Annotated in this window: 19 protein-coding genes; 6 read left to right on the forward strand and 13 right to left on the reverse strand. The window is 60.0% G+C overall.

The genetic code is table 11. From position 1 onward, the window contains the following. Positions 1-19: 19 nt before the first annotated feature. The 10 genes from IOD40_RS09735 to rimP all read right to left on the reverse strand — a co-directional run bounded on the left by IOD40_RS09735 (position 20) and on the right by rimP (position 12,784). Positions 20-1,042 (reverse strand): class I SAM-dependent methyltransferase, encoded by a 1,023-nt coding sequence (locus IOD40_RS09735; RefSeq protein ID WP_198476345.1) that lies wholly within the window; start codon positions 1,040-1,042, stop codon positions 20-22. Positions 1,043-1,118: 76 nt separating this feature from the next. Beyond that, positions 1,119-3,269, reverse strand: coding sequence for a polyribonucleotide nucleotidyltransferase (pnp, locus tag IOD40_RS09740; RefSeq protein WP_198476346.1), 2,151 nt, complete (start codon positions 3,267-3,269; stop codon positions 1,119-1,121). 263 nt (positions 3,270-3,532) lie between these two features. Further along, complete coding sequence (rpsO, locus tag IOD40_RS09745; protein WP_198476347.1) at positions 3,533-3,802, reverse strand: 30S ribosomal protein S15; 270 nt, start codon at positions 3,800-3,802, stop codon at positions 3,533-3,535. A gap of 161 nt (positions 3,803-3,963) precedes the next feature. After that, on the reverse strand, positions 3,964-5,562 hold the full coding sequence (locus IOD40_RS09750; RefSeq protein ID WP_198476348.1) for a sensor histidine kinase: 1,599 nt from the start codon (positions 5,560-5,562) through the stop codon (positions 3,964-3,966). Positions 5,563-5,762: 200 nt separating this feature from the next. Beyond that, positions 5,763-6,752 (reverse strand): tRNA pseudouridine(55) synthase TruB, encoded by a 990-nt coding sequence (truB, locus tag IOD40_RS09755; protein ID WP_198476349.1) that lies wholly within the window; start codon positions 6,750-6,752, stop codon positions 5,763-5,765. Further along, the gene (gene rbfA / locus IOD40_RS09760; RefSeq protein ID WP_198476350.1) at positions 6,752-7,159 is read right to left on the reverse strand and encodes a 30S ribosome-binding factor RbfA; all 408 of its coding nucleotides are present in this window, start codon (positions 7,157-7,159) and stop codon (positions 6,752-6,754) included. The genes truB and rbfA overlap by 1 nt, the downstream gene beginning before the upstream one ends. Positions 7,160-7,269: 110 nt before the next feature. Further along, complete coding sequence (infB, locus tag IOD40_RS09765; protein WP_198476351.1) at positions 7,270-9,840, reverse strand: translation initiation factor IF-2; 2,571 nt, start codon at positions 9,838-9,840, stop codon at positions 7,270-7,272. Continuing rightward, entirely contained in the window at positions 9,837-10,487 is a 651-nt protein-coding gene (locus IOD40_RS09770; protein WP_198476423.1) for an RNA-binding protein, read from the reverse strand. The genes infB and IOD40_RS09770 overlap by 4 nt, the downstream gene beginning before the upstream one ends. A gap of 33 nt (positions 10,488-10,520) precedes the next feature. After that, complete coding sequence (gene nusA, locus IOD40_RS09775; protein WP_198476352.1) at positions 10,521-12,128, reverse strand: transcription termination factor NusA; 1,608 nt, start codon at positions 12,126-12,128, stop codon at positions 10,521-10,523. Positions 12,129-12,175: 47 nt separating this feature from the next. Further along, positions 12,176-12,784, reverse strand: a complete 609-nt coding sequence (gene rimP, locus IOD40_RS09780) for a ribosome maturation factor RimP (protein ID WP_198476353.1) — start codon at positions 12,782-12,784, stop codon at positions 12,176-12,178. 184 nt (positions 12,785-12,968) lie between these two features. Here rimP and lnt point away from each other — a divergent pair, with 184 nt between their 5' ends. The 4 genes from lnt to trmB all read left to right on the forward strand — a co-directional run bounded on the left by lnt (position 12,969) and on the right by trmB (position 17,136). Continuing rightward, positions 12,969-14,540 carry an apolipoprotein N-acyltransferase gene (lnt, locus tag IOD40_RS09785; RefSeq protein ID WP_198476354.1) on the forward strand — a complete coding sequence of 524 codons (1,572 nt, stop codon included), beginning with the start codon at positions 12,969-12,971 and terminating at the stop codon, positions 14,538-14,540. 100 nt (positions 14,541-14,640) lie between these two features. Next, entirely contained in the window at positions 14,641-15,042 is a 402-nt protein-coding gene (locus IOD40_RS09790) for a helix-turn-helix domain-containing protein (protein WP_407649146.1), read from the forward strand. A 125-nt stretch (positions 15,043-15,167) separates the two neighbouring features. Then, a complete protein-coding gene (gene metK / locus IOD40_RS09795; RefSeq protein ID WP_198476355.1) occupies positions 15,168-16,412 on the forward strand; it encodes a methionine adenosyltransferase in 1,245 nt (414 codons plus the stop codon). Between the two features lie 25 nt (positions 16,413-16,437). Then, a complete protein-coding gene (gene trmB / locus IOD40_RS09800; RefSeq protein ID WP_198476356.1) occupies positions 16,438-17,136 on the forward strand; it encodes a tRNA (guanine(46)-N(7))-methyltransferase TrmB in 699 nt (232 codons plus the stop codon). Between the two features lie 108 nt (positions 17,137-17,244). Here the strand turns inward: trmB and IOD40_RS09805 are convergent, their stop codons facing one another. Continuing rightward, positions 17,245-17,406, reverse strand: a complete 162-nt coding sequence (locus tag IOD40_RS09805) for a hypothetical protein (protein WP_198476357.1) — start codon at positions 17,404-17,406, stop codon at positions 17,245-17,247. 420 nt (positions 17,407-17,826) lie between these two features. Between IOD40_RS09805 and polA the strand changes: the two genes are divergently transcribed. Both polA and IOD40_RS09815 read left to right on the forward strand, forming a co-directional pair. Further along, on the forward strand, positions 17,827-20,763 hold the full coding sequence (gene polA / locus IOD40_RS09810; protein ID WP_198476358.1) for a DNA polymerase I: 2,937 nt from the start codon (positions 17,827-17,829) through the stop codon (positions 20,761-20,763). A gap of 88 nt (positions 20,764-20,851) precedes the next feature. After that, positions 20,852-22,291: a methyl-accepting chemotaxis protein gene (locus IOD40_RS09815; protein WP_198476359.1), complete on the forward strand. Its 1,440-nt coding sequence runs from the start codon at positions 20,852-20,854 to the stop codon at positions 22,289-22,291. A gap of 1 nt (position 22,292) precedes the next feature. On the opposite strand, the gene rpe is transcribed toward IOD40_RS09815, so the two are convergent. Both rpe and IOD40_RS09825 read right to left on the reverse strand, forming a co-directional pair. Further along, the gene (gene rpe, locus IOD40_RS09820; RefSeq protein ID WP_198476360.1) at positions 22,293-22,976 is read right to left on the reverse strand and encodes a ribulose-phosphate 3-epimerase; all 684 of its coding nucleotides are present in this window, start codon (positions 22,974-22,976) and stop codon (positions 22,293-22,295) included. A 77-nt stretch (positions 22,977-23,053) separates the two neighbouring features. Beyond that, a complete protein-coding gene (locus IOD40_RS09825) occupies positions 23,054-24,112 on the reverse strand; it encodes a sugar phosphate isomerase/epimerase family protein (RefSeq protein WP_198476361.1) in 1,059 nt (352 codons plus the stop codon). Positions 24,113-24,121 lie beyond the last annotated feature (9 nt).

Genomic DNA, 24,121 nt, shown 5'->3' on the forward strand with positions numbered 1-24,121 from the left:
TGGATGGCGGCTCTGCGGCTCAGCGAGCCGCCCACAGCACCTTGAAGCGCTCATCGCGGCAGATCTCGCCATGACGCGAGAAACTCGCCTCCAGCGTCTTCTCATAGGGCAACGAGCGATTGGCAACCAGGTACAGCCTGCCGCCCGGCTTCAAGGCCGCAGAAGCGGCGCGGATCATCCCCTCGCCTATTGAAGGCTCGGCCGCCCTGCCCTGATGGAAAGGCGGGTTCATGATGATGTTGTCGTAGACGCGCTCCAGCTTTTCCGCGAGGAGGTCAATCCACTGCACGCGGCATTCGATATGCGCGGCGAGGTTGTCCATATTGGCCTTGGCGGCAACACACGCCTGGAAGCTTGCATCGAACATGTCGATCGTGAACGGCTCCTTGGCGATCTGTGACAGGCGAACCGCCAGATAGCCCCAGCCCGTACCGAAATCCGCGACCCGCCCCTTGATGGTGTCGGGCATATTATCCGCCAGCAGGCGTGAGCCCTGATCCTCGTGCTCTTGTGAGAAGACGCCCGGAACCGTGAGGAAGCCCCCATCGAGGATCAGCGGCGGGTTTGCGGCTTCAAGGGCATCGATACAAGCAACCGACTCTTCGGTCCGCGTCAGCCAGAAGGCAACGCCGTGGTTCTTGGATGCATGGTCATCGATGACGTGCAGCGCCGACAGGCGCTTGCGTAAGCTTGCAATGCCGTCTGTCTTGCCGCCAGCGACAACGACGATGCCGCCCAGCCGAACCCTCTTCAGCGCCTCGGCAACCCAAAGCTCGTTCTGGCCGCGATGTCGTCCGGTCAGCACCAGGACCGTGTCATACTCCTCGCCGAAGGGCTGGGGCTGAACGACATGCGCTCCACCTTCAAGGCGGCGGAAGAACGGCCTTAATTCCTGCTGGAGGGCGACGGCTTGAGGGAAGTTCTCAGGAAGAGCGAAGCCCGGAGCAGCGTTCAGGAACAGGACCCGCGCATCCTCGCCTGGTCCGTCCAGCATTCCGCTCTCGAAAGGATAGAATAGCGTCTTCAGCGATCCGTCGTTCATCAGCAACTCGTTCCTTCAAGTGAAACGGGCGCAGACCTTTCGGCCGCGCCCGCCCCAATCATGTCTGGTGCAAAAGTCAGGCGTCAGCTTCTTCAGCGTCTTCGGACTTCTTCTCCTTGGCGAGTTCCTTGCCGGTGGTCTGGTCGACGACCTTCATCGACAGGCGAACCTTGCCGCGCTCGTCGAAGCCCATGAGCTTGACGAAAACCTTGTCGCCTTCCTTGACCACATCGGTCGTCTTCTGCACGCGGTCTGCTGCGAGCTGCGAGATGTGAACGAGGCCGTCCTTCGGGCCGAAGAAGTTGACGAATGCGCCGAAGTCAGCGGTCTTGACGACGGTGCCTTCGTAGATTTCGCCGACTTCCGGCTCAGCAACGATCGTGTGGATCCACTTCTTCGCCGCCTCGATTTCCTTGGCGTTCGACGAAGCGATCTTCACGGTGCCATCGTCTTCGATGTTGATCTTGGCGCCGGTCTTTTCAACGATCTCGCGGATGACCTTGCCGCCCGAACCGATCACGTCGCGGATCTTGTCGGTCGGGATGTTCATCACTTCGATGCGCGGAGCGAACTCACCGAGTTCCGAACGGCCTTCGGTGATCGCCTTGGACATCTCGCCAAGAATGTGCTCGCGACCGCCCTTGGCCTGCTCCAGAGCGATCTTCATGATCTCTTCGGTGATACCCGAGATCTTGATGTCCATCTGCAGCGAGGTGATGCCTGCGTCGGTACCGGCGACCTTGAAGTCCATGTCGCCGAGGTGATCCTCGTCACCAAGGATGTCGGAGAGAACTGCAAAGCGCTCGCCTTCCTTGATCAGACCCATGGCGATACCCGCGACAGGCTTTGCCAGCGGAACGCCCGCATCCATCAGCGCCAGCGAAGTGCCGCAAACGGTAGCCATCGAGGACGAGCCATTCGACTCGGTGATCTCAGAGACAACGCGGAGCGTGTACGGGAACTGCTCAGCCGACGGCAGCATCGGGTGCAGCGCGCGCCATGCGAGCTTGCCGTGACCGATCTCACGACGGCCGGGCGAACCCATGCGGCCGGTCTCACCAACGGAATATGGCGGGAAGTTGTAGTGCAGGAGGAACGTCTCCTTGCGAGTACCGGTCAGCTCGTCGATGTACTGCTCGTCTTCACCGGTGCCGAGAGTGGCAACGACGATTGCCTGCGTCTCGCCGCGGGTGAAGAGCGCCGAACCGTGCGTGCGCGGCAGGATGCCGACTTCGGAGACGATCGGACGAACGGTCGAGAGGTCACGGCCGTCGATACGCGAACCGGTATCGAGGATGTTCCAGCGAACGATCTTCGCCTGCAGTTCCTTGAAGACGGTGGAAACCTGCTCCGCCGACCACTTTGCTTCCTCGCCTTCAGCCGGCGTGAAGTGTGCCTTCACCTTGGCCTTGACCGCGTCGACAGCAGCATAACGGTCCTGCTTGACGGTGTTCTTGTAAGCTTCGCGCAGCTCGCCTTCGACCAGCGAAAGCATCTCAGCCTCAAGTTCCGAATAATCGGGTGCCGAGAAATCGCGCGGATCCTTCGCAGCAACTTCGGCCAGCTTGATGATGGCGTCGATGACCGGCTGGAATGCCTTGTGGCCGAACATGACGGCACCGAGCATGATTTCCTCCGAAAGCTCCTGAGCTTCGGATTCCACCATCAAAACTGCATCGCTCGTACCGGCGACGATCAGATCGAGCTTCGACTCGGCCATCTCATCGAGGTGCGGGTTCAGCTTGAATTCGCCGTTGATGTAGCCAACACGAGCGCCGCCGATCGGGCCCATGAAAGGAACGCCGGAAAGCGTCAGTGCAGCGCTGGTTGCGACCATGGACAGGACGTCCGGATCGTTCTCAAGGTCGTGCTGAACGACGGTGACCACGATCTGGGTGTCGTTCTTGTAGCCCTCTGCGAAGAGCGGGCGGATCGGGCGGTCGATCAGGCGGGAGACCAGCGTCTCCTTCTCGGACGGACGGCCTTCACGCTTGAAGTAGCCGCCGGGGATCTTGCCGGCAGCAAACGTCTTTTCCTGGTAGTTGACGGTAAGCGGGAAGAAGTCGAGGCCCGGCTTAGGCTCCTTGGCGGAAACCACCGTCGCCAGAACTACGGTCTCACCGTAGGTTGCGAGCACTGCGCCGTCGGCCTGACGGGCGATCTTGCCGGTTTCGAGGATGAGCGGACGACCGCCCCACTCGATTTCCACTTTGTGCTGATTGAACATGTCTTGTCCTTAACTGCTGGTGCGGATCGCAATCTTGCGAAGCTTCGCACCTGGCTTCGTTCGGGGACGAGCCACGGGCAAGACAACGAGACGCTTTTCTTATTCGGGCAACGGTCAACCGTCAAAAGCGCCCTGCAATCCTGCCCCATGACCCTGTCCCGGGGCGTCCGCGCAACTGCATGAACTATGCGCGAAACTAGTTGGCCATCTATGGCCGAGTCGATCGGCCGGCAACACGCCAAGGCGCCGCCGGCCAAACTTTATTAACGGCGCAGACCGAGCTTGCCGATCAGAGCCTGGTAACGAGCTTCTTCCTTACGCTTGAGATAATCAAGCAGGCTACGACGCTGCGAAACCAGAGCCAGAAGACCACGACGGGAATGGTTGTCCTTCTTGTGGTCCTTGAAGTGTTCGGTCAGGTTCTTGATGCGCTCGGTAAGGATCGCAACCTGGACTTCCGGAGAACCGGTGTCGCCCTTGACGGTCGCGAATTCGGTCATCAATTCCTGCTTGCGCTCAGCGGTAATCGACATCGCGTTTTTCCTTTCTTGTTTTCAGGAAACGGGACGCCCTCGGCCGGGATGTCGTCCAGCAGGGGCCAGTGAACATGCGCCAAGATGGCGGATGCTCGGCGGCATATAGGGCAAATTGATCCCTGACGCCAGTGAATTCGCCGAACAGCCACCGCCTCCGATCATATGTGCCCGGCGCGCTCCGGCTCCAGATTGGCGGTAGGCATGATGACCCGGTAGTCCAGACCATCGCTCCGTAACTCTCTTTCAATGGTTGCTCCAAGCGTGCCGCCAAGCATGCGCTCAATGACTTCGGTTCCAAAGCCGCGCTTGTCGCCATCAGGGCTGGTGACCTGAACGTGTTCGCGCCACCTGAACTCAACGGCATCGGCCGCGCGTTTCCAGGAGATCTGCAGCGTCCCCTCATTGGAGGCAAACGCTCCGTATTTTGCGGCGTTGGTGGCGAGTTCGTGAAGGGCGAGCCCAAGCGTCTGCGCCGCCTGGTTCGATAGACGCAGCGCCCGGCCCTCAATGGTCACGCGTTCACCGCTTGGCCTGAACGGCTCAAGCTGCACCTCCACGAGCTCGCGCAACTCCACCCCGGCAACGCCGCCTGCAATCAGCAAGTCAGTGGAACGCGCAAGCGCGTGGATCCGCTTCTGGAATGCGTCCTGAAACCCTTCGAAACTCGCGGCGTGCCGGCCCGTCTGCTTGGCGATCGACGATACGACCGTCAACTGGTTCTTCGAGCGATGCGCAACTTCCCGCATCAGAAAGCGGATTTCGTTTTCTGCCTGCTGCCGTGCGTTCGATGCCTGCTCCAGAGCCTCGGAGACGGTCGCAATCTCGGAGACAATGTAATTGACCGCCTTCACCTCTTCGCCTGCGCCAAGCCTTCGAGCATCGCGTGCAAGCGCACGGATCGGGCCGGTGATCTGCCGCCCGATCACCCATGCAAGCACCGCCCCGATAGCGATGATAGCCAATCCGCCCATCGCGAATGCTCTGAAGGTTCGGGCGCTCGGCGCGCGCACTGTTTTGGTCGGCGCCCAGACGATCGTCTCCCATTCGCTCGTTTCCGAGCGGGACTGGACGATATCGTACGTTTGGCCGTCAAATTCGATCTGGTGATGACGAGTGCCCTGAGCTTCGGCGATCTCGTCTCGCAGGAAGAAAGGCTTTCCGATGTCGGAGGACATGAAGGAGGACGCCGCAACAACACCATTGCCGTCAATGATAACGGCATTCCAACCACCGCGCAGGTTTTGGCTGGAAATCGACTTTTCCAACCCTTCCACCGGCTGCGAGAGCATCAGGAAGCGTACGGGGCCGCCAAGCTCGGCAAGCGGGTAGATAACCCTGAAGCTCCACTGATGGGACGTCTCGTTGTGAAAGAGGCGGGTTACGACCGGTTGGTCCGCGCCTAACTCGCGGTTGCCAAGATCTGCCTCAACGAATTCACCAAGAGGGGTGGTAAACTCATAGCGCGTATCAAAAAGCTGCTGAAGATTTTCATCAAGCCCGATGAGATAGGTACCGCTGCCTTCGAGTGCGAAACGTGCACGCTGGTGAAATTGGCGAAGATTTCCTGCGGGCAGAGACTGCGCGGTGCTGAACACCCGCAGGTTCGTTTCCATCCCCTCGACATGACGCTCAAATGCCTGCGTGATGGAAGCGGCGGTCGCTTCTGCGAGCGCCGTCACCATAGACTGCTGAGCCCTGTCGTTCCGCTGCAACAGGATGATCGCGGAGAACAGCGCCGGCAAGATAATTGCGGCCATTAATAAGGCCAGGATGGCGCTGACTGAGATTTCACCAGCCGGGGCGTTCGATGCACCAACTGGTGCCACGCTGCCGGGACTTTCGCTGGCCTGAAGTTCCAACTGCTACAAGCTCCGTACGGTTGCCCCCGCTACGGTATAGCGTAGCGATAGCCGTTCGCAGGAGCTTTTACCAGTGGCCAGCGAAAGCCTGTTCCCGATTAGGCCGCAAAGACCCGCTTGGGGCGGAACATCCCCGCTTCGATCGAGCCGATCGCAAGAAGCTTGCCATGGCTGAATGCGCAGGCCTCATCGGCCTCAACAGGTGCGTCACGACCACGAACGATCGCCGGGTTACCCGAGCGGATGCGCGCGGCCGTATCGTCGCTGACGATGATCTGCGGCAGCGATTCAAGGCCCGCACCTGTATCGAGCAGGAGCTTGTCGAGAAACTTCCACTGATCTGGACCAGGCTTCGGAGAGCGCGGACGCTCATCGCCTTCGCGAGGTTCCGGTTCAGGCATCGGAACCTGAGCAAGTGCCTCCTCGATCTCCTCCATCGTCACCATGTCTTCTTCGGTGAATGGATAGACTTCGGTGCGGCGAAGGCTGGATATGTAGCCATAACATCCAAGATCGCGGCCCATATCGCGAGCGAGCGAGCGAACATACGTTCCCTTGCCGCATTCGATCTCGAAGACTGCCGAATCCTCATCGACGATTTCGATCAGATCGAACCGGGCGATTTCGACTTCGCGTGCAGGAATGTCGACCGTTTCGCCATCACGCGCCATGTCATAGGCACGCTCGCCAGCGATCTTGATCGCCGAGAACTGCGGCGGAACCTGCATGATGATGCCGGTATATTTCGGCAGCAGAGCAAGGATCGATTCCTTGTCCGGACGCTGATCGGAGCTCTTGGCTACCTCACCTTCCAGATCGTCGGTCGTGCGCTCTTCGCCCCAGCTAATTGTGAAACGATAGACCTTCGCGCCGTCCTGAACGTAGGGAACCGTCTTGGTTGCCTCGCCAAGGGCGAGCGGCAGCATCCCGGAAGCGAGCGGATCGAGCGTGCCGGCATGCCCTGCCTTCTCCGCTCCGAACAGCCACTTGATCTTGGATACCGCCTCGGTAGACCCCATGCGATACGGCTTGTCGAGCACCAGCCAGCCGGAGACGGGCCTGCCCTTCTTTTTACGTGGACGGGACATTAATCCTCTTCTTTTTCGTCGCCAGACAAATCCCGGACGACCTCGGGAGAACGCAATAGATTGTCGATCCGCGACATGTTCTCGAAGCTCGTATCGAGGCGGAAGCGGAACTCCGGCATGTATTTCAACTGTCGAAGCGCGCTGGAGACCCGGCCGCGGATGAATTTTGCATTGCGTGCCAGCGCCTTGATGACAGCCTCGTCATCGGAGGCCCCAAGCGGAGATACGAAGGCCGTGGCGATCTTCAGGTCCGGGGACATCCGCACCTCGTTGATCGAGATCACAGTATTCTCAATCACGTCGTCGCGAACTTCGCCTCTCTGCAGCACCGCCGAAAGGGCGTGGCGAACCTGTTCACCGACGCGAAGTTGGCGCTGCGAGGGGCCTGAACTTGCAAACCGTGCCATGACGGATTTCCTTATTGCGCGGCGGACGGACTAGGACCGGCCCCGCGATCAACGAACACAAAGGGCGGCGGAATATCCGCCACCCTGGGATCGTACTACCTGCGCCGCGACTAGAGTGAGCGCTTGATCATCTCGACGCGGAAGGCCTCGATGACATCGCCTTCGCGCATGTCTTCGTAGTTCTGGAACGCCATACCGCATTCCTGACCGACCGGCACTTCCGAGACTTCGTCCTTGAAACGCTTCAGGGTCTTCAGCGTGCCTTCGTGGACCACAACGTTGTCGCGGATCAGGCGGACGCCTGCGCCACGCTCCATCTTGCCTTCGGTGACACGGCAGCCGGCAACCTTGCCGACCTTCGTGATGTTGAAGACCTCGAGAATCTCGGCATTGCCGATGAAGGTCTCGCGACGCTCTGGCGACAGAAGGCCGGACATGGCCTGCTTAATGTCGTCCACGAGATCGTAGATGATGTTGTAGTAACGGATCTCGATGCCGTCCTGATCAGCTGCAGCGCGTGCCTGCTTGTTGGCACGGACGTTGAAGCCGAGGATGACTGCACCCGAGGTCTCTGCCAGCGAAATATCGCTCTCGGTGATCGCACCAGCGCCCGAATGGACGATGCGTGCACGCACTTCGTCGGTGCCGAGCTTGTCGAGCGCGACGTTGATCGCTTCGACCGAACCCTGCACGTCACCCTTGATGATGAGCGGGAACTGCTTGAGACCCGAGGTCTGCAGCTGCGACATCATCTGCTCGAGCGAACCGCGCTGACCAGCCTGGCGTGCAACGGCCTTTTCACGGGCAAGACGCTGACGGTAGTCCGAAATCTCGCGCGCCTTCGCCTCGTTCTCGACTACGGCGAAGCGGTCACCAGCCTGCGGCGTTCCCTGAAGGCCGAGGATCTCGACCGGCATGGACGGACCTGCGCTCTTGATCTGCTCGCCACCGTCATTGACCAGGGCGCGCACACGTCCCCACTCATTACCGACGGCAATGATGTCGCCAACGTTGAGCGTACCGGTGTTAACGAGAACCGTTGCAACCGAACCGCGACCCTTGTCGAGCTTGGCTTCGATGACGACACCTTCGGCGGTGCGGTCCGGGTTTGCCTTGAGGTCGAGAATTTCGGCCTGCAGCAAAACGGCTTCGAGCAGCTTGTCGATATTGAGCTTCTTCGTCGCCGAAATCTCGACGTCGAGAACCTCACCACCCATCGATTCCACAAACACGTCGTGCTGCAGAAGCTGGTTCCGAACCTTCTGCGCGTCTGCTTCGTGCTTGTCGATCTTGTTGATGGCCACGATGATCGGCACACCGGCCGCCTTCGCATGGCTGATCGACTCGATCGTCTGCGGCATGACGCTGTCATCTGCAGCAACCACCAGGATCGCAATATCGGTCACCTGCGCACCGCGGGCACGCATCTGGGTGAACGCGGCGTGGCCCGGCGTATCGATGAAGGTGATCTTCTGGCCATTGTGCTCGACCTGATAGGCGCCAATGTGCTGGGTGATACCACCGGCTTCACCGGAGGCCACACGCGCATCGCGGATCGCATCGAGCGTCGAGGTCTTGCCGTGGTCAACGTGACCCATGATCGTGACAACCGGCGGACGCGACTGCAGATCTTCGGAGCGATCCTCGATGTTGAACATGCCTTCTTCAACGTCGGATTCGGCAACACGCTTGACGGTGTGGCCAAACTCAACGGCGATCAGTTCAGCAGTATCCGCATCGATCACGTCGCCTGGCTTCATCATCTGGCCCTGCTTCATGAAGAACTTGACCAGATCTACGGCACGCTCGGCCATACGCTGGGCGAGTTCCTGGATCGTGATCGTCTCTGGCAGAACGACCTCACGCGAAATCTTCTCGCGCGGTTCGTTATGCATCGAGCGCTTGAACTTTTCCTGGCGGCGACGCATCGAGGACAGCGAGCGGCCACGGGCTTCGTCACCCGAAAGCGCCTTTGTCAGCGTCAGCTTGCCACGACGGCGATCTGGCTCAGCCTTTTTAACGGGCTTGGGAGCAACCACTTCCGGCTTGACCGGGCCCCGCTTGACGGCTGTGGCACCGCGCGGGCGCACATCTTCATCATCATCGGCAACCACCGGCTTTACAGGAGCAACGACCTTTGGCTTCTCCTCGGCAGGCGCGCGACGCTTGGCCTCTTCTTCGGCGCGGCGGCGGGCTTCGGCCTCGGCAGCCAGGCGTGCATCTTCCTCAGCCTGACGGCGGGCAGATTCTTCCTGTTCCTTGCGGCGACGCTCTTCTTCCTCGGCGCGACGTGCGGCTTCCTCGGCTGCGCGCTTGCGCTCCTCAACCTCACGCAGACGCGAATCCTGGAGGGCGCGGCGACGTGCCTCCATCTCTTCGCTGGACAGCGTGTTCAGCACCATCCCAGCACGCGGCTGTGTAGGCGCGGGGCGCGGAGCCTGTGTCGGAGCCGGCCTCGGAGGCTGCGGCGCGCGCGGCTTCAAGGTTACTGTCGGCGCAGGAGCTTCAGGCTTCTCGCCAGGCAAAGAGAACTTACGCTTCTTTGTCTCAACGACGACAGCCTTTGAACGCCCGTGCGAGAAGTTCTGGCGCACAGTGCCCTGCTCAGAGCCGGGGCGCTTCATCGTCAGAGTCTTCTTGGAGTTGACGCCCAGCGTCTTGTCGTCTTTCGTATCGCTCATTCCGTATCCTCTGCGGCGTCATCATGATCGCCGGTCGCCGCCAACATCGTCCGGTCTTCGGGGGAACCGCCCCTATATCGGTCAAGCGCCACCATGCGCTTCAGCACAGCCTTGCCCGTGTCTCCGGCGAGCACGGCTGCATGTATCACATTTGTGCCCCCTATTGCCAAACCCAATTCGGCCTCCGAAAAGAGTTTATAGGCGGGGATCGACGGGCCATCCTGATATACGACCCAACGACGGGCCTGATCGATCTTGCGGACGCCATCCGGTGCAGCTTCATTCGCATGCAGGACCAGCATCGCTTTGCCCGAACGTACAGAGGCCTCGACCTTCGCGGCCCCCATCACGACCTGGCCTGCCTTGCGGGCAAGTCCAAGCGAGCCAAGGACAGACTGCGCTAACAGCCTGTCCACCATTTCCCCGAGATCGTCGGGAGAAGTCACTTTAGCCTTAAAAGCGCGCGTGAAGAGATTCTTCTTCGCCGCCTGCTCTACAAAGCTGCGTTCAGCTGTAACCCAGCATCCTCGTCCGGGGAGCTTGCGCCTGATATCCGGGACGACAGACATGTCCGGTCCCACGACGAAGCGCAGCAAACCTTCCGGCTCGCCGACCTGCCGCGTTACTATACATGTTCGTTCGCTCATAACTTTCAAGCGCTACTCCATCCGGACGCATAATCATGCTCCGGCTTCTTCCTCTGCCGATGCCTCTTCCTCGTCGCCTTCGGCAACGAGATCGTCTTCATTCAGCCAGCCCATCTTCAGGCGCGCTGCCACGACCATCTGCTCAGCGTCGGCACGGCTGACGCCGAAGTCGCTCAGAACGCCGGGGTAAGAACGGCTCTCGCCATCCTTGCGCTCCTTCCAGCCGACCAGATCGTCGACGGCGTAACCGGCGAAATCCTCGATCGTCTTCACACCGTCCTGTCCGACTGCAACCATCATTGCGGTTGTGATGTTCGGAAGGTCGCGCAGCTCGTCCTCAACGCCCAGATCACGACGCTTGGCGTCATGCTCGGCTTCGATACGGTCGAGATATTCACGTGCGCGGGTCTGGATTTCTTCGGCGGTCGATTCATCGAAGCCGTCGATCGACGAGATTTCGTCCGCCTCGACATAAGCAACTTCCTCGATCGAGGTGAAGCCTTCCGACGCCAGCACCTGGCCAACCATCTCATCTACGTCGAGTGCGTTCATGAACAGGTTCGAACGCTCGACGAATTCCTTCTGGCGACGCTCGCTCTCTTCCTGTTCGGTCAGGATGTCGATATCCCAGCCGGTCAACTGCGAAGCGAGACGAACGTTCTGGCCGCGACGGCCGATGGCCAGCGACAGCTGATCATCGGGAACCACGACTTCGATGCGCTCGGCATCCTCGTCGAGAACCACCTTGGCGACTTCCGCCGGCTGCAGACCGTTGACGATGAATGCCGCGGCATCCTGTGACCACGGAATAATGTCGATCTTCTCGCCCTGAAGCTCTGCGACAACCGCCTGAACACGGCTACCACGCATACCGACGCACGCACCGACCGGATCAATCGAGGAATCGCGCGAGGTGACCGCGATCTTCGCACGGCTGCCCGGATCACGCGCAACCGACTTGATCTCGATGATGCCGTCGTAGATTTCCGGCACTTCCATGGTGAAGAGCTTCGCCATGAACTGCGGATGGGTACGCGACAGGAAGATCTGCGGACCACGCTGCTCGCGGCGAACATCATAGACATAGGCACGGACACGGTCGCCGTACTTGTAGCTCTCGCGCGGGATCAGCTCGTCACGACGAATGATACCTTCGCCACGACCGAGATCGACGACAACGTTACCATATTCCACGCGCTTGACCGTACCATTGACGATCTCACCGACGCGATCCTTATACTCGTCATACTGGCGATCGCGCTCGGCTTCGCGAACCTTCTGAACGATGACCTGCTTGGCAGACTGCGCAGCGATGCGGCCAAAATCCATCGGCGGCAGAGGCTCCGCAATAAAGTCACCAACCTGCGCATCAGGATTGCGCGTGCGCGCATCGACCAGCGAAATCTCGCGGGCATATTCCTCGACGGTCTCAACGACCTCGAGCAAGCGCTGCAGCTTCATCTCACCGGTGTTGTGATTGATGTCTGCCCGAATATTGGTCTCCTGACCGTAGCGCGAACGAGCAGCTTTTTGGATTGCATCAGCCATCGCTTCGATGACGATCTTCTTGTCGATCGACTTCTCACGCGCGACAGCATCCGCAATCTGCAGAAGCTCCAGCCTGTTTGCACTGACTACCATGTCGGTCTCCTCGGACAACTCCGTCGCCTTAGCGGCGGGTGCTCGTCTCAGTTTGCGTTTTCGTCATCGTCCTGCGCATCGCCCAGCTCGGCCTCGCGCTGTTTCTTGGCGAGCTTGTCACGTCGCAACGCCTCATCGATCAGGTCGTCGGTCAGGATCAACTTTGCCTCGGCAATAGTATCCCAAGGGATCAACACCTGCGGCTCTTCGCCGTAAGCAACCTGATCGCGGGCGATGGTGACACCCTCCTCGGAGGAGGTAACAATCTTGCCGCGGAAGCGCTTGCGATCAGCAACCATCACCGCTGTTTCCAGCTTGATGAGATGACCCGAAGCAGCTTCAAAATCCGAGATCCTCACCATCGGGCGATCAATACCCGGAGAGGACACCTCCAAATGATAAGCCTTGTCGATCGGATCTTCCACATCGAGCGCCGGAGAAATTGCACGACTGAGCTCTTCACAGCCATCAACATCCATCGTCCCATCCGGGCGCTCGGCCATGATCTGCAGCGTGAGACCATCCTGATTCAGCAGGCGAACCCGCACGAGCCGGTAACCAGCAGCCGAAATAACAGGCAGGACAACGGCCGCCACGCGGGCGTCAATACCAGTTTCCTTGATGAGGCGATCGTCGCCGGAATTCTCTTCAGCCATGCTCTCTCCAGAGGCCGGCTAACAAAAAAGAGCGGGACCGGGTGGACCCACTCTTCGCCATACCGACCAAGAATTTGAGCGGTATATACACCCTTAAAGGCTCGTAATCAAGCAGGCGCAGCGTTGGTTACTGCGTTTGCCACTGATAGAAAGACAGAACGATTCGCGGGGGACACCCACTCCTATGGAGCATCTGGCCGGCAAGGTAATACTTCTATCCGGATGGCGGAGAGCGCTGCTCGCATTTGCGGCTGGCGGCTTTTGCGCCCTTGGGCAACCACCCTACGATTTCCCTGCCGCGTGCTTCATCGCCTTCCCAATCCTGGTCTGGCTCCTGGACGGTGCCGCTACAGTTCCCGGGCACTCGATCCTGCGCCGCCTCGCACTTCCATTCCTGATCGGCTGGCTATTCGGCTTTGGATATTTCCTTGCTGGTCTCTGGTGGATCGGAAATGCACTTCTCGTTGAGGCGGATCTCTTTGCCTGGGCGCTCCCCCTCGCCTCGCTCGGTCTCCCCGCCCTCATCGCGATTTTCTACGGCGCCGCCGCAGCTTTTGCGCGACTGATCTGGAGCGACGGCGCTGGCCGCATCGCAATGCTCGCCGCCGCGTTTGGCCTGTCCGAGTGGCTTCGCACCTTCATCCTGACAGGCTTCCCCTGGAACGCGATCGGCCAGCCGGTGATGCCGGTGCCAAGCCTGATGCAGTCCGTTGGCATCGTCGGCATGATCGGGATTAATACACTAGCCGTGTTCGTCTTCGCCGCCCCGGCCCTCCTGGCATCTACCCGGGGGCTGCGCGCCGGCTGCGGCCTTGCCGCCCTGATCGCCGCGCTCCACATCGGCTACGGCTATATGCGGATTGCCGGAGCGGATGCACCGGCGGACAAATCCATCCAGGTTCGCCTCGTCCAGCCTTCGGTCAACCAGGGCGAAAAATGGGATGAGGAGATGCGCGACCACATCTTCGAGACCTATCTGGACCTGTCCCGCACGACGGAAGACAGCGGGCCCTCACTGATCGTCTGGCCTGAAACGGCAGTACCGTTCATCCTGTCGCAGCAGCCGGAGGCGCTTGTGGCACTCGGCGAGCTGATCGGGGACAGGCAAGACCTTCTGGCAGGCGCGGTACGCATCGAAGGCAGCGGAACCGATGCCCGCTTCTACAATTCCGTTGTGGCGATCAACTCCGGCGGCGAAATCTTCGATGCGGTCGACAAGATCCGCCTCGTGCCGTTCGGTGAATATCTTCCGCTCGCCGATCTGCTCTCCAACTTCGGCATGCGCAGGCTCGTCGAATCCGTCTCCGATTTTTCCCCCGGAGGTCAGCGTCATCCGATCATCCTTTCGGATGACATAAAAGTGCTACCCTTCATCTGTTATGAGATCATCTTTCCGGGCATTGCGGGATACTCTGACGCAGACTCGGATCTGATCCTCAACATTACAAACGACGCGTGGTTCGGCGACACCCCGGGCCCCTATCAGCATTTTCGACAGGCCCAAATCAGGGCTGTCGAGGCAGGGCGGCCCCTCATCCGGTCAGCAAATAACGGAATTTCGGGGGCCGTGGACGCCTATGGCCGCGTAATCGACGCCTACGGGATCGACGCCGTCGGCGCGTTGGACGTGACCGTCCCGCTGCAACGCCTACAACCTATGGTTAAGCACCCTGACCTGCTCGGCGCCGCGATCGTCGCTGTTTTCGGGGTTTGGGGAGCAGCCTCCAGCCTCGCCTCAAGACGGCGTTTCGATTGACAGCAAATGCTCCACAACACATAGTAAACGGATCTTTCCCCAAGGATTCGAGCCGCCGGGACCGGGCTGTTCGCGACCGTACTACCGTCGCGGTGAGGACATGATGCCGACGCAAAAGAAACAACCTAACCCGATAGACGTTTATGTCGGTAGCCGGATCCGGATGCGCCGCAACATGCTTGGCATGAGCCAGGAAAAGCTTGGCGAGAGCCTCGGCATTACATTTCAGCAAATTCAGAAATACGAAAAAGGCACCAATCGGGTGGGTGCATCGCGCCTGCAGGCCATAGCGTCCGTGCTGGAGGTTTCACCCTCGTTCTTCTTCGACGGCTCACCCGGCGCTGAACAGGGTTTTGCCGAAGACAGCCAAGCCAGCTACGTCGCGAGCTTCCCTGCCAGCCCGGAGGGACTTCAACTCAACCGTGCCTTTGCCCGGATCCAGGATCCGAAGATCCGCAGGAAAGTGGTCGATCTCGTCCGCGCCCTCGCTGGCGACGAATAGCCCCACTTCATCGCCTGCACTTCGCGCGCAAAAGACGCGCATGCGCCTTGACGCGCCAATCCCCCGACAGATAACAGAATGTGCATGTGTCGATCTGTTCGACTTCTTTCTAGAGGGGATTACCCGTGGCACGCCAGAATTACCTTTTTACGAGCGAGTCGGTTTCCGAAGGCCATCCAGATAAGGTCTGCGACAGAATTTCGGACGAGATCGTAGACCTTGTCTATCGCGAAGCAAAAAGGACCGGGGTCGATCCCTGGAGCGTGCGCATCGCCTGCGAGACGCTTGCAACGACGAACCGCGTCATCATCGCTGGCGAGGTCCGCCTTCCGGATTCGCTGATGAAGCTGGACAAGAACGGCAACAAGGTCATCAACCCGACCAAGTTCCGCTCGCTCGCCCGCAAGGCCATCCGCAACATCGGCTATGAGCAGGAAGGCTTCAACTGGAAGACCGCGAAGATCGACGTCCTCCTGCACTCGCAGTCCGCTGACATCGCTCAGGGCGTTGACAATGCTGCCGACCAGCAGGGCCAGGAAGGCGCTGGCGATCAGGGCATCATGTTCGGATATGCCTGCAACGAGACGCCGGACCTGATGCCGGCGCCAATCTACTACGCGCACAAGATGCTCGAGCTCCTCGCCGACGCCCGCCACAAGAACGAAGGCGAAGCAGGCCGGCTCGGCCCGGACGCCAAGAGCCAGGTCACGGTTCGTTATGTTGACGGCAAGGCGACCGAAGTCACGCAGATCGTGCTGTCGACGCAGCACCTCGATCCGGATTGGGACTCCAGCAAGGTCCGTGAAGTCGTGGAGCCCTACATCCGCAAGGCGCTCGGTGATCTTCAGATCGCGGAAGATTGCAACTGGTACATCAATCCGACAGGCAAGTTCGTGATTGGCGGCCCCGATGGCGATGCTGGCCTTACCGGTCGCAAGATCATCGTCGACACCTATGGCGGCGCAGCGCCACACGGCGGCGGCGCATTCTCCGGCAAGGACACGACCAAGGTGGATCGTTCCGCAGCATATGCCGCGCGCTACCTTGCAAAGAACGTTGTAGCTGCAAAGCTCGCGGACCGCTGCACCATCCAGCTTTCCTATGCCATCGGCGTTGCCCAGCCGCTATCGATCTATGTCGATCTGCACGGCACCGGCAAGGGGGTTAACGAAGCCCAGATCGAGGATGCTATCCGCAAGGTAATGGATCTGTCCCCAAGCGGCATTCGTCGCCATCTTGACCTGAACAAGCCAATCTATGCAAAGACGGCTGCGTACGGCCATTTTGGCCGCAAGCCAGGGCGCGATGGTTCGTTCTCCTGGGAAAAGACCGATTTGACCAAGGCTCTGAAAGACGCGATCGCGGCTTGAGCCAGCAACGAGAGCACTGAGTGACATGACGGCCGAACGACCTTCACGTAGCACCGAAGCGTTTTTCGGCCGCAGACACGGCAAGCCATTGCGTCCGCTTCAGGTTGATGCAATGGCCACGATCTTGCCGAGGCTCAAAGTCGATCTGGAAAGCCCTGCGCCGTCAGATTTGCGCAGCCTGTACGACAAGGCTGTCGACGGTGTTCGTCTTGAAATCGGCTTTGGCGGCGGCGAGCATCTGCATCACGAGGCCAGCCGCTTCCCGTCCACCGGCTTCATCGGCGTCGAGCCCTTCATCAACGGCATGGCCAAGATGATCACGCGCCTTGCCACGCAGCCGCTCGACAATCTGCGCGTTCATGACGACGATGCTACGCAGTTGCTCGACTGGCTGCCGGCAGATTCGGTCGATGGCATCGACCTCTTCTATCCGGACCCGTGGCACAAAAAGCGTCACTGGAAGCGCCGCTTTGTCAGCCCCACCAATCTCGACCGTTTCGCTCGCGTGTTGAAGTCGGGTGCAAAATTCCGCTTCGCCTCGGATATTGACTCTTATGTGAACTGGACGCTGCAGCATTGCCGCGCGCATGACGCGTTCGAGTGGGTGGCAGCATCGCCGCTTGATTGGCACACGCCCTATGAGGCGTGGCCGGGCACCCGTTACGAGGCCAAGGCGTTCCGCGAAGGCCGCACCGCTGCCTATCTCACCTTCATCCGCCGATAGGCGAACAAATCGCCCAAAACAAAAGCGGCCCCGCATCCTCTCGGATAGCTGAGCCGCCAGACGGTCAGATGAGACACGCTTGATTGGCGTGTGCTTCTTGTCGCGCTGTTAGAAGCGCTTGATTTCGCGGAAGCGCTGCGGGTCGATACCCAGACGCTGCAGATCGGAAGTCCGCGCCTGGCGGCCTTCGCGGGTTGCTGCCGAAACAGCTACGGCGCTACCCATGATGTCGAAGAATTCCGAAATTCCCCTGGTGAAACGGTTGGACATTGTCCTGTGCCTTTCGTTGTGCGTTGCAACATAGGTAGGGATGGCAACCCACTATTTGAAGGCCTGAATCTTCATATCATCCATGCAATTGTGCAATGCAGCAGAAAGCAGAAGAAAAAAGCCACCGTGGCGGAGGGGAACCACGGTGGCCTCATTAAAATGCAGCGGGAGCCCGGAGAGGGGGATGAGGCTCCCGCAGTGTCCGGTGCAGGCGGGGGACGGGCCTTTCTCCGGACTCGGCGATAATTGCCGATGAGGAGCATTTGGGACCCGGATAGTGGCGATTCAAGGGCACGAAACATTACAGTTCTGTAACAAGGGCGTGATGGCCTTTATGCACTCTGTTTCTGACTAATCGCCCCCAGTCTCCTGATGCTTTGGGATGGACAGTGTCCACCGCGCGCGTTACCCGTTCAGGCCATGAAACAGGGTGATCATCTCTTCCTCGTCGATGGCTCGGGCTACATTTTCCGCGCTTATCACGCACTGCCACCGCTGACCCGCAAATCTGACGGCCTGCCCGTCGGCGCCGCGGCGGGTTTCTGCAATATGCTCTGGAAGCTCATGCAGGATGCGCGCAACACCGATGTCGGTGACGCGCCGACGCACTTTGCCGTGATCTTCGATTATTCGTCGAAGACATTCCGGAACGAGCTTTACCCTGAATACAAGGCCAATCGTTCCGCTCCACCGGAAGACCTGATCCCGCAATTCGGATTGATCCGCCATGCAACCCGCGCATTCGACTTGCCATGCGTCGAGATGGAGGGTTTTGAGGCAGACGACCTGATCGCCACCTACGCTCGTCTGGCTTCCGAGGCCGGCGCGGAGACCACCATCATTTCCTCCGACAAGGATCTGATGCAGCTGGTCACTCCTCAGGTGTCGCTTTACGACCCGATGAAGGACAAGGAGATCAAGGTTCCCGAGGTGATCGAGAAGTGGGGCGTCCCGCCAGAGAAGATGATCGATCTTCAGGCGCTGATGGGCGACTCTGTCGATAACATTCCTGGCGTTCCTGGCATCGGCCAAAAGACCGCTGCCCAGCTTCTGGCAGAATATGGCGACCTCGACACGCTCCTCTCGCGTGCCCACGAGATCAAGCAGAACAAGCGCCGGGAATCGTTGATCGAGCACCGTGAAAAGGCGTTGATGTCACGCGAGCTGGTGCGGCTGAAACAGGACGTTCCCATCACGGAAGGTCTTGAAACCTTTACTCTCCAGCCGCCGAACGGTCCGAAGCTCATCTCGTTCCTCAAGGCGATGGAATTCACCACGCTCACCCGGCGCGTGGCTGAAATCACGGATTGCGACGCATCGGCCATCGAAGCCGCGCATGTCCCGGTCCAATGGGGCAAGGAGGCGCGCGGCCCCGATCTTGATCCTGGCACGGCTTCCGCAACATCGACTCCGGTCGCTGCCGACGCTTCATCCCATAATGGCGTGACGCACTACACGCCGGCTGCGCTTGCCAGCGCGCGTGCATCCGCTGCCGCAGGCGCGCCTTTCGATACAAGCGCCTATGTGGTGATCCATGATCTGGCCACCCTCAACGCTTGGATCGGCGAAGCGCGCGAAGCTGGCGTCATCGCCTTCAACACCAAGAGCAATTCCGCTGATCCGATGCAGGCCGAACTGGCCGGTTTTGCCATTGCCACACGCCCGGGCCGTGCCGCCTATGTCCCGCTTGGCCACAAGTCCGGTGACACCGACATGTTCGGCGGCGGCCTTCGCGACGGACAGATCCCGGCGCGCGATGCCCTTGCAGCGCTCAAGCCGCTTCTCGAAGACAGCTCAGTTCTGAAGATCTCTCAGAATTTGAAGCACGATTTCGTGGTCATGAATCGCCACGTCATCGACATCAGGGCTTTCGACGACACACAATTGCTGTCTTACGTCCTCGATGCAGGCACCCACAGCCATAGCTTCGAGGCCTTGGCCGAACGCTGGCTTGGTCACCAGGTCATTGCGGCGAAAGACATTTACGGATCAGGCAAGAGCTCCCGCAGCTTCGACATGGTCGAAATTGCACAGGCCGCCGCCTATGCCGCAGAAGATGCGGACGTCACCTTGCGTCTGTGGCGCGTGCTAAGACCACGTCTCGTTGAAGACGGGCTGGTCAATGTTTACGAGCGTCTGGAGCGTCCTCTGGTTCCGGCGCTTGCCCAAATGGAGCAGCGCGGCATTTCGATAGACCGTCAGATCCTGTCCCGCATTTCCGGGGAACTCGCTCAAGGCGCCGCCGCGCTGGAGGAAGAGATTCAGGTGCTCGCCGGCGAGAAATTCAATGTCGGCTCGCCAAAGCAGCTAGGCGAGATCCTGTTTGGAAAACTGAACCTGCCCGGCGGCAGCAAGACCAAGACGGGTCAGTGGGCAACATCGGCCCAGATCCTGGAAGATCTCGCCGCCGAAGGACACGAACTTCCGCGCAAAATTGTCGACTGGCGCCAGCTGACCAAGCTGAAGTCAACCTATACGGACGCTCTCCCCGGTTTCATCAACCCGGAGACGGGGCGCGTTCATACGTCCTACGCATTGGCGGCTACCACCACCGGCCGCCTCTCCTCCTCCGACCCCAATTTGCAGAACATCCCAGTCCGCACCGCCGAGGGAAGACGCATCCGCGCAGCCTTTATCCCGGAGCCGGGCAATGTCCTGATTTCGGCGGACTACAGCCAGATCGAGTTGCGGGTTCTCGCGCATGTTGCCGAAATTCCGCAACTTCGCCAGGCTTTCTCCGACGGCGTCGACATTCACGCCATGACCGCGTCGGAGATGTTCGGAGTACCTGTCGAGGGGATGCCGGGTGAAGTTCGGCGTCGCGCCAAGGCGATCAATTTCGGCATCATCTACGGGATCTCGGCATTCGGCCTTGCCAACCAGCTGTCGATTCCGCGGGAAGAGGCAAGCGCCTATATCCGCAAGTATTTCGAGCGTTTCCCCGGCATCAAGGACTATATGGAATCGACAAAGGCCTTCGCCCGCGAGCATGGCTATGTCGAAACCATTTTCGGCCGTCGGGCTCACTATCCTGAAATCCGGGCCTCGAACCCCTCCATTCGCGCCTTCAATGAACGCGCCGCAATCAATGCCCCGATCCAGGGTTCTGCAGCCGACATCATCCGCCGCGCCATGGTGCGGATGGAAGAGGCCCTGGCAAAGGCTGGTCTCGACCAGACCCGCATGCTCCTTCAGGTTCATGACGAATTGATCTTCGAGGCGCCGGAGTCAGAGGCTGAGGCAGCCATCCCAATCATCCGCTCGGTGATGGAGGGTGCGGCAATGCCTGCAGTTGCGATGAAGGTTCCGCTCCATGTTGATGCACGCGCCGCGCGCAACTGGGATGAAGCGCACTGAATACTGAATAGCTCAAGATATTTTGCTTAACGCAATGTTAAGCGACAATTGTCACCTTCTCTCAACTTGTCCGCGGGGGAGAACACGGATGAATGTCGCAGCATTGCGTTTGGCCCATGATGCCGACGCACATTCGCATGACGTCGACATTGCAGCTATCGGCGAACGCGGAAGTCGCCTTGGTGTCGAAATCGCTGATCTCGTCGGGCTGATCGAGGACGTTGGTGCCCTCGGGCGCCAGCAGATGCAGACCTTGCGCGACGTCGTCCGTTCCGCGCAATCCTCTGGCGAGACCAACGCCCAGCTTGCGGCGTCGATGCAAGAGGTCGGAACATCTGCATCGCAGACGCGGTCGCTGCTGGCGAGCAGCGCCGACACGGTGGCCGGGACCCTCGACGGGGCGGTCACAAATATGCGCGCCCTCAGCGATGGCGTGATGGAATTCTCCGAAACTCTTTCCAAGGTCTCGGAGACCATCAAGCTGGTGCGCGATGTCAGCGCATCGATCAACGAGATCGCGCGAGAGACCCAGCTTGTTGCGATCAACGCCTCGATCGAGGCTGCGCGGCTGGGTGATGCCGGAAAAGGCTTTGCCGTGATCGGATCTGCCCTGAAGGCGCTGGCCGATCAGGTTGGAAACGCGGCCAAGCGAAACGAGGCGAGCCTTGCCGCACTTCAGGACACGCTTGGCGAACTCACCCAAAGTGCGCATTCCAGCGCCCACACGGCAGAAGAGGCAATTACCGCATCGGCAAGAGCGACGGAAGCAACGCGCACGATCCAGTCGCTCGTACAGTCCGTCGAGGAGCTGGCAGACAATATCGACCTGATGGCAGAGCCGGTCCGGCGCAACATCGAAGCCAGCGACGAGGTGCGCGGCCATCTGCGCTCGATGGTCACCGCTGTAAAGGCTTCTGACGCGAAGCTTGCCGCCGCAGACGAACGCTCGCATGCGATTCTCGACATTTCCGAGGACTTCATCCTCTTCATCGCCGGCTCAGGCATCGAAACCCCGGATACGCCGCTGATCGAAATCTGCAAATATCGCGCAGGTGAAGTTTCTGCGCTCTTTGAAGAAGCAATCGACCGGGGCCGCATCAGCATGGCGGATCTTTTCGATGAGGGTTACCGTCCGGTGCTGGGCACGAACCCTGAGCAATTCCTGGCCCGTTTCACCTCATTCACCGACGCCGTACTGCCCTCGATTCAGGAGCCTGTGCTGCAGATGGACGAGCGGATTGCCTTCTGCGCCGCCATCGACCGCAATGGCTATCTGCCGACGCACAATTTGATCTATTCAAAGCCGCAGGGAAATGATCCAGTCTGGAACATGGCCAATTGCCGGAACCACCGCATGTTCCGCGACCGCACCGGCCTTGGCGCCGGCCAGAACACCCGCCCGTTCCTGTTGCAGACCTATCGCCGCGACATGGGCGGCGGCGAGTTCGTTCTGATGAAGGATGTCTCTGCCCCGATCATGGTGAAAGGCCGCCACTGGGGCGGCTTCCGTATCGGTTACAGGGTGTGAGCTAGACGGCGCGGCCAGCGGCAAGGTCCGCTGCTGTGCGGATCGCCTCGATGTTGCGCGCGTAGCTTTCCTGCGAATTGCCCTTGAAGACGGCCGAGCCGGCAACCAGCACGTTGGCGCCGGCAGCTGTCACCAGCGGTGCAGTCTCCGGCGTCACGCCGCCGTCGATCTCGATATCGATCGGGCGGTCGCCGATCATCGCCTTCACGCGGCGAACCTTTTCGACCACCGACGGAATGAACGCCTGGCCACCAAAGCCCGGATTAACGGTCATCAGAAGGACGAGGTCGAGACGGTCGAGCACGTATTCGATCACCGATTCCGACGTCGACGGGTTCAGCGACACGCCCGCCTTCTTGCCAAGCGCCTTGATCGCCTGCAGCGAGCGGTCGAGGTGCGGACCAGCTTCGGCGTGAACCGTGATGATGTCACAGCCGGCATCCGCAAAGGCGGCAAGGTAGGCGTCGGTCGGCGAGATCATCAGATGGCAATCGAACACCTTGTCGGTGCGATTGCGGATCGACTTGATGATCTGCGGCCCGAAGGTGATGTTCGGCACGAAGTGGCCGTCCATGACGTCGAGGTGGATCCAGTCCGCTCCCGCCGCGACGACAGTCTCCACCTCATCTCCGAGGCGTGAGAAATCGGCTGAAAGAACGGATGGCGCGATGATGGTACCGGTCATGGCGGACAGCTAGCTCCCTTGATCTGCCGCCCGCCTAGCCTGTGACGCCCTGCTTGTCGAGAGCGCGAGTGACGCAGCTATTCGATTCCCATCATCTTGCGCACCGCAGCGCGGTCTGTGCCCGTGCCCGCGAAATCGTCGAAGGCCTTCTCCGTCACCTGGATCAGATAGCTTTCGATGAAGGGCGCACCTTCCGCCGCGCCCTGCTCGGGATGCTTGAGGCAGCATTCCCATTCAAGGACTGCCCAGCGATCATAGCCATACTGCGTCAGTTTGGAGAAGATGCCGCCGAAATCGACCTGTCCGTCACCCAGCGAGCGGAAGCGTCCCACGCGGTTCGTCCAGCCCTGGTAGCCTGAATAAACGCCCTGTCGGCCGGTCGGATTGAACTCCGCATCCTTCACATGGAAGGCCGAAATACGCTCGTGATAGATGTCGATGAATTCCAGATAGTCGAGCTGCTGCAGGAGGAAGTGGGAGGGATCGTAATTGATCATGCAGCGCTTGTGTCCGCCGACCGCGTCGAGGAACATTTCAAACGTCGCGCCGTCAAACACGTCCTCGCCGGGATGAATTTCGAACCCGACATCGCAGCCTGCATCTTCATAGGCATCAAGGATCGGCTTCCAGCGGCGGCCAAGTTCGGAAAAGGCCTCCTCGACAAGTCCGGCAGGCCGCTGCGGCCAGGGATAAAGATAGGGGAACGCAAGCGATCCCGTGAAGGAGACCGAGCCCGGCAGGCCAAGATTGGACGACGCCTTCGCTGCCTTCAGCATCTGGTCGACGGCCCATTCCTGCCGCGCCTTGGGATTGCCGCGAACCTCCTCAGGCGCAAATCCGTCGAACTGCGCGTCATATGCCGGGTGGACCGCTACCAGCTGCCCCTGAAGATGGGTCGACAGTTCGGTAATGACGACCCCGGCCTCGGCGCAGATCCCCTTGATTTCATCGCAGTAATCCCTGGAGCTTGCGGCCTTGTCGAGATCGAAGAGACGGGGGGCGCTGGTGGGAATCTGAACCCCTTTATAGCCAAGCTCTGCTGCCCAGCGGGTTATGGAAGCAAGCGAATTGAATGGTGCATCGTCTCGGGCGAACTGCGCCAGGAATATTCCGGGCCCCTTGATCTGCGTCGGCATTGGATTTTC

Origin of the sequence: Aquamicrobium zhengzhouense (genome assembly GCF_016124105.1) — a bacterium.
Taxonomy (GTDB): Bacteria; Pseudomonadota; Alphaproteobacteria; order Rhizobiales; family Rhizobiaceae; genus Aerobium; species Aerobium zhengzhouense.